The organism is Chlorogloeopsis sp. ULAP02 (genome assembly GCF_038404745.2).
Classification (GTDB): Bacteria; Cyanobacteriota; Cyanobacteriia; order Cyanobacteriales; family Nostocaceae; genus Chlorogloeopsis.
In genome coordinates this window covers 1-8,334 of sequence record NZ_JAYKTT020000004.1, presented here as the reverse complement: position 1 = coordinate 8,334, position 8,334 = coordinate 1, and the positions used below count along the sequence as shown (strand labels likewise).

Annotated in this window: 9 protein-coding genes; 3 read left to right on the top strand and 6 right to left on the bottom strand. The window is 37.4% G+C overall.

What is annotated here, in order from left to right:
• Positions 1-520 precede the first annotated feature (520 nt).
• On the top strand, positions 521-1,000 hold the full coding sequence (locus U2718_RS03875; protein WP_341993765.1) for a DUF4383 domain-containing protein: 480 nt from the start codon (positions 521-523) through the stop codon (positions 998-1,000).
• Between the two features lie 132 nt (positions 1,001-1,132).
• On the opposite strand, the gene U2718_RS03870 is transcribed toward U2718_RS03875, so the two are convergent.
• Complete coding sequence (locus U2718_RS03870; RefSeq protein WP_341993766.1) at positions 1,133-2,620, bottom strand: PLP-dependent aminotransferase family protein; 1,488 nt, start codon at positions 2,618-2,620, stop codon at positions 1,133-1,135.
• 213 nt (positions 2,621-2,833) lie between these two features.
• Here U2718_RS03870 and U2718_RS03865 point away from each other — a divergent pair, with 213 nt between their 5' ends.
• Both U2718_RS03865 and U2718_RS03860 read left to right on the top strand, forming a co-directional pair.
• Positions 2,834-3,058 (top strand): hypothetical protein, encoded by a 225-nt coding sequence (locus U2718_RS03865; protein ID WP_341993767.1) that lies wholly within the window; start codon positions 2,834-2,836, stop codon positions 3,056-3,058.
• A gap of 391 nt (positions 3,059-3,449) precedes the next feature.
• Positions 3,450-3,641, top strand: a complete 192-nt coding sequence (locus tag U2718_RS03860; protein ID WP_200862414.1) for a hypothetical protein — start codon at positions 3,450-3,452, stop codon at positions 3,639-3,641.
• Positions 3,642-3,903: 262 nt separating this feature from the next.
• On the opposite strand, the gene U2718_RS03855 is transcribed toward U2718_RS03860, so the two are convergent.
• Genes U2718_RS03855 through U2718_RS03835 form a run of 5 tightly spaced genes read right to left on the bottom strand, consistent with a single transcriptional unit; the run spans position 3,904 to position 8,281 of the window.
• Positions 3,904-4,722 (bottom strand): DUF1838 domain-containing protein, encoded by an 819-nt coding sequence (locus tag U2718_RS03855; protein ID WP_341993769.1) that lies wholly within the window; start codon positions 4,720-4,722, stop codon positions 3,904-3,906.
• A 52-nt stretch (positions 4,723-4,774) separates the two neighbouring features.
• Entirely contained in the window at positions 4,775-5,398 is a 624-nt protein-coding gene (locus U2718_RS03850; protein ID WP_341993770.1) for a class I SAM-dependent methyltransferase, read from the bottom strand.
• A 23-nt stretch (positions 5,399-5,421) separates the two neighbouring features.
• Positions 5,422-6,534, bottom strand: coding sequence for a radical SAM protein (locus U2718_RS03845; RefSeq protein ID WP_341993771.1), 1,113 nt, complete (start codon positions 6,532-6,534; stop codon positions 5,422-5,424).
• A gap of 42 nt (positions 6,535-6,576) precedes the next feature.
• The gene (locus U2718_RS03840; protein ID WP_341993772.1) at positions 6,577-7,473 is read right to left on the bottom strand and encodes an XrtA system polysaccharide deacetylase; all 897 of its coding nucleotides are present in this window, start codon (positions 7,471-7,473) and stop codon (positions 6,577-6,579) included.
• 34 nt (positions 7,474-7,507) lie between these two features.
• Positions 7,508-8,281 (bottom strand): WecB/TagA/CpsF family glycosyltransferase, encoded by a 774-nt coding sequence (locus U2718_RS03835; RefSeq protein ID WP_341993773.1) that lies wholly within the window; start codon positions 8,279-8,281, stop codon positions 7,508-7,510.
• Positions 8,282-8,334 lie beyond the last annotated feature (53 nt).

Genomic DNA, 8,334 nt, shown 5'->3' with positions numbered 1-8,334 from the left:
ACTAATTTAGTGCATGATATTTTGTAGGTTGGGTCGAGTTTACGAGACCAAACATCCCAATTCATGTTGGGTTGCGCTGCGCTTAAACGCCAGGTGCTTCAACGCGGGGAACCCGCAAGGATGCACTGGCTCCCCAACCTACACCTAATACACCATTTTAGCCTTAACACGCCACTACAGTTTAAGGTTTATTTTATAAATCATCTCTGATTCAGACTTTTTCATGTAGCGGCAACTTCACAAATATAGTTTTGATTTTAATTTGTTTGATAAATAAAAAATGAGAAGAATTAAAAATATCAAACTATTAGTATAGGTAAAGACACTGGGTTGTAATTTTTAATCCTTTCTTTTGATAGAGATAAATGTAATTGATTTGAGTTGAATAGGAAGTGTTGTGTCTCGTAAGCAGCCAATGCAAGAGTATTTATCTTTAAATCTCTGTGAGAAATCGGTTGCAATATTATTTCTATAATTTGCTGAGATTCAACCAAGATTTGCATAAATCAGGGGTAATCAAATGGAAAACATTAACGCCGCAAAACTGACAGAGCGTTACTGTGCTTTAACTATTGGTATTCTCTTTCTAGTTCTTGGTATAGCTGGATTTATACCAGCTTTTGTTTCATTACCAGGAACAACGGCATCTTATATTCCCGCTAACATGGCTCCTGGTGCCTACTCTGCCGGATTTGGCTATGTATTTGGGATTTTCCCTACTAACTTCTTGCATAACCTTGTACACTGTGCCGTGGGTTTGTTAGGAATTGCTTCCTATACTAATGCCACTAGTGCGCGACTTTTCAATGCTGCTTTTGCAGTTGCCTATATTATCATTGCCATCATGGGATTACTGCCTTTTGGTAAGACGATGTTTGGATTGATGCCTATTTTTGGTAACAATGTTTGGCTGAATGCCCTGACAGCGATCGCTGCTGGTTACTATGGGCTAATCATACCAAATAAGATAGCGGGTACGAATGTATCGCATAATGTTTAGCACTAGTAAGGTGGGCATTGCTTAGATTTGGTTCAAAACCTTATTTTGGCGTTGCGGGCAATGCCCACCCTACGCTGATTGAGAAAGGAGATAGAAAATGCGTTAACACAGCCTATGATTGCTTTGTTCGTACTAGCTAATATGAACAAGCGATTGATAATTAGATATACTTTTACATCCTCTGAAAAGATATTTTTTCAATAAATTACCCAAAATAGAAATACCTTTTTCAATATCCTCCGCTGAGTTAGCGAAAGTTAATCGCATCGCTGGATATCCCTGTTTATCTGGGAAAAATGGCGAACCACAAAAAATTAGAATATTTTGTGATAAAGCTTCTTTGGTAATTTCCTGAATGGGAATATCTCCTGGTAATTGTACCCAAAGAAATAAACCTCCTTTGGGAACAGTCCATCTTGCTTCTTCTGGAAAATAACCCTCTATTGCTTGTAGCATAATATTGCGGCTTTGAATATTTTCTGCTCGCAATTGGCTGAGATGACGGCGGTAATGCCCTGATGCTAGATACTCACTCACTATTGCCTGAGAAAATGTGGATACATGAACATCATGAAATAATTTCCGCTCCAGAATTGCTTGATAATGCTCACCTGTAACTACCATGTACCCGACTCTTAATCCAGGTACTAAAGTTTTAGAAAATGTACCGACATATGTTACCCAATTATTTTTATCTAAAGCCTTGATTGGGGCTGGTACAGGCTCAAAATTTAATCCTTCGTAAGCATTATCTTCCAAAATCGGGCATTCATATTGTTCGGCTAGGGCAAGCAATTTTTGACGATGGACTTGGGTGGTAGTCAAACCTGTAGGATTGTGTAGAGTACTAATGGTGTAAATTAATTTCGGGCGATGACTGCACAGATATTGTTCTAATAATTCTAGATTCATTCCCTCAGGAGTCATGGGAATACCAATGATTTTTGCTCCTAAACTTTCTAGGATGGCAATAACTCCAAAATATGTGGGAGCTTCTACAATTACCCAATCTCCTGGGCGCACAAAATGATAAATTGCTAATGATAAAGCTTGCTCAGAACCATTAGTAACAATTAAATTTTCGGTTGATACATTTAATCCTTGATGTACCAACATTTGAGTAATTTGTCTGCGTAGCGTTAACTGTCCTTGAGGCAAATCGTACTTGGATAGTGCATCTGCTTGGTTCAGCGCTCGTTTAGCAATTTGCGTTAAATTCTTGGGGGGGCGAGGGCAACCAAAGCTTAAATCTATCATTCCTGGTTGCCTCTGTGCGTGTACACCAGATACGTGCATATCAAAAAAAGAGTTGCTACCTGGCTCTTTGATGATTACTTCTTGAGCAGGAGAAAAGGTTGGTTGCAGGTTTGCACAAGGAACAATTTGAGTGCTAACAAAATAACCAGAACCCTGACGCGCACAGATTGCACCGTCTGCTTCTAAGACATTATAAGCCTCAATAATAGTTAATTTATTTACTTGTAAACTTTCTGCCAGAGAACGGATCGAGGGAAGCCGATCGCCTGGTTGTAATGCTCCAGATTTAATCAGACTACTAATGCGATCGCGAATTTGCAAATAGATTGGTTGAGGTGACTGCCGATCTAAAAAAATTTTCACAATTGGGCACTCACTAATCACTACAAAAGCTTGGCTATTGGCACTATAAGCGATTTTGCTGAGGTTCACATCGTACAATTGGGTGAATTTCAACTAGTACAGTTGCAATTACAAAAACTGTACTAGTCAATCTGGGCTAATTTGTACCTTCTCTAATTAAAAATCCTGGGTGAACGTAAAGATATAGTTCGCAATTCACCAGGATTTTTTACTATGAAAAAACAGAATTTTTTATTAATTTGCCAAAATATTTGGCAAGCGATCACTAATTGGGTAGCTAGTAGTTCTGAATTACAAGTATGGCAGGAATCAGACAGTCACGGTCATCCTTTTTGTTGGCACGCTTACGATCCTGTCACCGGAAACCATGCTTGTTTTGGTTCTGAAGAAGAAATTCGGATGTGGATTGAGCAACGTTACTATACCAATTCTCTATAATGTTGAGCGCCCTTCTCTTTCACTTTAGTACCGCAAGGTGGAAGTCAAAATAGTTGTATGTCCGGCTTTTGCACCATTTTAAATGGTGTTTTTATTAAGGTTTTGCTCACAAACAAAGCTCGTGAAGGCGATCGCTCTCATGAGTATGTGAATTAATGAAACAAGAAAGCATTCAAGCATTTTGAGTAAACAATATGCCTTTTTGCTTGCGGAAAACACCTTTAGGAGTGCGTGAATTACTGAAACAAGAAAGCATTCAAGCATTTTGAGTAAGCAATATGCCTTTTTGCTTGCGGAAAACACCTTTAGGAGTGCGTGAATTACTGAAATGAGAAAGCATTCAAGCATTTTAAGTAAGCAATATGCCTTTTTGCTTGCGGAAAACACCAAAATGAGAAAGCGATCAGGCATTTTGAGTAAGCATTTTGGCAAAACGAGAAAGCGATCGGGCATTTTGTTTATTGAAATTGACTTTATTTGTTGTTTTGATGAAGTGACAAGTGATGGCGATCGCTTCTCCTCAAAATTGCCAAGCATAGTAACTTTGCATTTCAGCAAATCCTTTGTGGGCTTGTTAGGTTGAGTATGATTGCCGTATTATCTACACACTTCAGCCAAATCCTGATGAAGATGAGGATGTGATTGTGCTAATTGATATAGGCTCTCATGATGAGGTATATTGAGAAATGTATGGAAGCGATCGCCATAAAAAATCTCCAATTTGTAGTAGTAGAGTGTGTTAGGACGATAGTTCGTAACGCACCATCAACCCTCCCAAAAATAGTGGGTTAGCGAAGCGTAACCCACCCTACATTTGATTGAATAATTTATTTTTTGGTAATTCCTTAATCTTCTTCTGCAACTGGTAGTGGAAATCTTTCGCCAGCCAAGTAAGCATCAAAATGTTGTTGAAAGTAAAGCCATGATGTCATATCTTCCACTTCATCTGAACAGGATTTTGGAGCATTTTTATATAAAGGAACGCGGGTATTAATTTCATCTTGAAGCAGTTGTGGTAATTCGTTAAAGCCACTAACTTTGCTGCCGTAAGCACTATAGATGAGATAACCAGGGCGATCGCCCTGGTTCATCCAAGGTAACCATTGACCAATCCTATCCCAACTTAGCCTGAGTTGAGAAACTGAAAACATTTTCTCATTAAATAAATCTGCGGTGGGGACAGTGATTTTAAACAACTCCGCAGCTTGGTAAGTAGATTGTGGACTGTATTGAGCTAATTTAGAATCTTCTGTCAGAGGATTATCATAAGTAGGAAATATATCAAACATGAAAGTTGTGCTATCACCGTCTACTAGCGCCGGAAACTTCCCCTTAAAATGGCCTTGCACTGGGCTATTGGCAACGTGCATAATCGTAACTGTTTCTCCCGTCCAAGGATTATCCCACTTATGTAAAATCTCCTCTGTTTGGGGATCAAGGTAGTAAGTCAGTTCTCTAGAGGTAAAATCCCAGCTATCCTCTTCAGTGGGGATACACCTGCTGACATTCATACCGACCATTTTAAACAAGAGTGTTCGTTTTTCACCGGGCATAAAAGCGTAAATTTTACCTGTCCAAATCAAAAAGCTGGATTCGTTAGGATCGAGGGATGAACGAGTTTTAACCCAGTACGAGGCATCTAATTCTTGAATTTGGGCAACCATTTTGGCTTCCTAGCTATCATCTAAAATCAACAATAGCGGATAGATTGTATTTTCAATTTCTTAAATCCTTGAATTTGCTAGGACTATAATACATTGAATAAGATTTAGGAAATGCTCCCACATACTCTGTATAAACTTTAGCTTCTGAAAACAGATGTTTGAGGCGGCGGAGGCTCATAATTTGTGTCTGTGCCATTTGCTTACAAAGAAAGTGCTGTCCTTGCTCCTTCCAGTGATGAAGCCATACTTGCTTGAGACACGATGGATAAAACCACCAAAAAGGTAAATTACAGTGGGCTTCGAGCGGAAACCAAATAGATGGAGTCTGTACCCAGTAGCTAGGAGCTAATCGACGCACATTCGCAGCAAAATTTTTTTGCTGTTTCCAACAACCAATATGTTCAATTACGCTATTACTAAAGACCAAATCGAACTCATTATCTGCAAAGCTTAACCATCCACAGGCATCTGCTTCAAAAATCTCATAATTTCGTTTCAGAGAGTTCGGCAGTTTTTTGTGTACCCCTGGTAGATTCAACAGGGTAATCTGCAAATCTATATCGATCATCTCCCAAAGTTCGGGAGTTCCACCAATATCAATAATTCTGGCACCAGTTCTAGGACACATACATTCAAGAAAAATCTCCATACGACGCTGGCGCCAAATGCTTTGCATCTGAACTTTAAGCTTGTCAATCATTAAGTATGCTCCTTGAAACCAACTTGACGCAGTAGCAATAAGCCTCGCTGAAACTGCTGTAGTAAAGGAACATGAGAAGCTAAACATAAATTACCGCATTCAGGTTGACCTAATTTCTCGCATTGCACCATCTGAGCGCGGAGTTGTTTCGTCCACTTACTGTACCAAATTTCACGAGCACTGCTAGTCCTGACGTTACCTAATGGAGGATATAAATGGCACATAATGATATCACCATTAGGTCGAATGTGATAGTCACGTAAGCTTAGACGGCAAGGTAAAACGCCATACTTTACAGTTTTTCCTTGGAAGTGATCGATAAAAGAGTATAGTTTTTGTTCACTAGTCTCAATTGGTGCTCCATCTTTTTTCATCGCAACCAGTGTTTCAACGGTTTGTCGTAATATTTCCAAGTCATGTTCATCCTGAATCCACAGTTCAGTCTTAACCTCTGTTGTCCAATGCTTAACCGCACTAAAATCGATAGTCGTTGCACCAATTTGCTTTGTCCAATTAACAAGTTCTAAGAGATGGCGAAGGTTGTATCGATGAACTGTTGGCTTGATTCGGATAGGAAAGTTTATTCCCTGCCGCTTTTGTTCTTCTCGTAAAAAAATTATTCCTTGAGAAATGTTGCTGTGAGAGTTAGGCATTCCCCGCACGAAGTCATGGATTTCTGCTATTGCACTATCCACTGAAATATCGATATTGACTGGACGCGCTGCAACAACCCTCTCTACTATCTTACGGTTGAAGGTTGAACCATTGGTAATCACCCCCCAAGCAATACCTTCTGCATGGCAGAATTCTAGCAAATCTACAAATCCCTTCTTAATAAAAGGTTCGCCTCCTGCAAATTGAATGACATACCATCCAAGAAACTCCTTGAGACTTAACAGTGCCTTCTGCCATTGTGCAATAGTCATTTCACTTTGATAATTATCCAATCGCCAAAAGTTACAATAACGACACTTATAATTACATCGCTCGTTTACTATACCTTGAATGGAACGGGGCTTAGTAAAATCAAGACCCGTTTTTAAGTAAACAGCTTCAGTAAGATTATGCTTAATGTGTTGTAAACCTAACTTAGTAAACTGCTGTAATAACATCTTTTAGATTCCCTATTAATGAGTTTGGTAAAACTATCAAAATTAGTCTAGACTTACATGACTATTACTTATATAAGTGGAAGAATATAAATAGTTTTTTATATTGCTAAATTTAAAATCTAACAATAGTTTTTCTAACTTATTTTGAGTATATTTAAGATTGATATAGCAAGTAAAATGTCGGAAAAAATCGAGTTTTAATTTAGGGTGATTTGGATCAAATTCTCGTGGATGGAGGTAAATCATTACGGGTTTGTTGTTAGCATTAATTTGTTTGATAGCAAAAGTAATTAATTGGTAAGGTGTCAATCGAAAGTAACCACCTCCAAACAAATAAACCTTTTGATTTAAAAAACTTAATGGAGTTATTGGAACTTCTATAATTTGTTTTCCTTTTGGTGTAGTAAGCCAACAAACCTCTGTTGAAGATTTAGGAAAACCCCCGTGATTTCTTTTGATGGGAAAGATTGATGAATCGTAACAAAAACCGAGATCTATCAAAATATCTAAAGCCCATAATGATGTGGCAGTAATTGAGAAACCTGGCGCTCGGTATCCTAAAATTGGTTGTGAAGTAATACGCGAAAGGTACTCTAAGGAAAGATTAACATCACGATAAAATTGTTCTGGTGTAAGTTTATATACTAATTCATGGCTATAACCATGTGTGCCAATTTCATGTCCTTGCCGATCAATTTCACGTACTAAATCCGGAAAATTTTCTGCCACCCAACCTAGTACAAAAAATGTGCATTTTATTTGGTATTTACGAAATAAATCTAAGATAAGAAGTGTATTTGCTACAATTCTACTCTCAAGATTAAACCAAGACGAAAGAGGTGGAGTTGAAGGCGTATCTAGAATATGAAACCAATCTTCAACATCAATTGTCAAAATATTAATATCTTGATTTTTGTTTTCAAGTATTTCACAAAACATAAACTTGCTATAATGGCAATCAAATTTAATATTGCTAGAGCTTGTTAGAAACAGCAAAAGGATTTTTATAAAGATTTAGTTTCTGTTTCAGAATTAGCCAAAAGAATGGTGGATCATCTAATAGATATCTTCGCCAGAGACGTCTAGGCTCACATAACAATCTATAGGGAGTTTCTAACCATAAATTTCTTAGCCATTTTGGTGCTCTTTTTTTATAACCAGCTTCAAAATCTATTGCAGCACCTACTGCTAAAAATATTTTGATATAACTTAAATATTTTTTGTATTTTAAAATCCATTTCTCTTGTTTAGGAGCACCTAGTCCTACTACTAGAACAGTTGCTTCAGATTTATTAATTAATTCGACGATTTTAAAACATTCTTGCTCAGATTTTTCAAAATTAAAAGGTGGAGAATATGAGCCACTTACAATTTTTCTACCAACCTTATTATTAATTATTTCTTGTGCTTTTTGAGCTACTCCTTTAACTCCACCTAGCAAAAATATCTTTATATTCGGATTCAGAGCATGATAAGAATAAAATACTGATAAAAAATCAGATCCCGAAATTTTTTCTTGTATACTATTACCCAAAAATTTTGAAGCAAGCATCACAAATTGACCATCGCATATACAATAATCTGCTTGCTGATAAACTTGGTAAAAATCTTGATCAACTTGTAATTTCATTAAATGGTCTACATTAGGTGTGAAGACAACACCACCCGTAAAATCAAGTTTTTTGAGTAAATCGATAGTTGATAAGCTATCAATCCTAATATTTAGTATGGTGACTTTTTTCAACATCACTAAATTACTAACTTTATAAGAATGGGGTGAGTGAGAGCTTTATATTTTAA

Bases quoted from the DNA above. Each gene is read 5' to 3' on its own strand.
- U2718_RS03875 (WP_341993765.1), top strand. From the start codon at position 521: ATGGAAAACATTAACGCCGCAAAACTGACAGAGCGTTACTGTGCTTTA.
- U2718_RS03865 (WP_341993767.1), top strand. From the start codon at position 2,834: ATGAAAAAACAGAATTTTTTATTAATTTGCCAAAATATTTGGCAAGCG.
- U2718_RS03835 (WP_341993773.1), bottom strand. From the start codon at position 8,281: ATGTTGAAAAAAGTCACCATACTAAATATTAGGATTGATAGCTTATCA.
- U2718_RS03845 (WP_341993771.1), bottom strand. From the start codon at position 6,534: ATGTTATTACAGCAGTTTACTAAGTTAGGTTTACAACACATTAAGCAT.
- U2718_RS03860 (WP_200862414.1), top strand. From the start codon at position 3,450: ATGAGAAAGCGATCAGGCATTTTGAGTAAGCATTTTGGCAAAACGAGA.
- U2718_RS03855 (WP_341993769.1), bottom strand. From the start codon at position 4,722: ATGGTTGCCCAAATTCAAGAATTAGATGCCTCGTACTGGGTTAAAACT.
- U2718_RS03850 (WP_341993770.1), bottom strand. From the start codon at position 5,398: ATGCAAAGCATTTGGCGCCAGCGTCGTATGGAGATTTTTCTTGAATGT.
- U2718_RS03840 (WP_341993772.1), bottom strand. From the start codon at position 7,473: ATGTTTTGTGAAATACTTGAAAACAAAAATCAAGATATTAATATTTTG.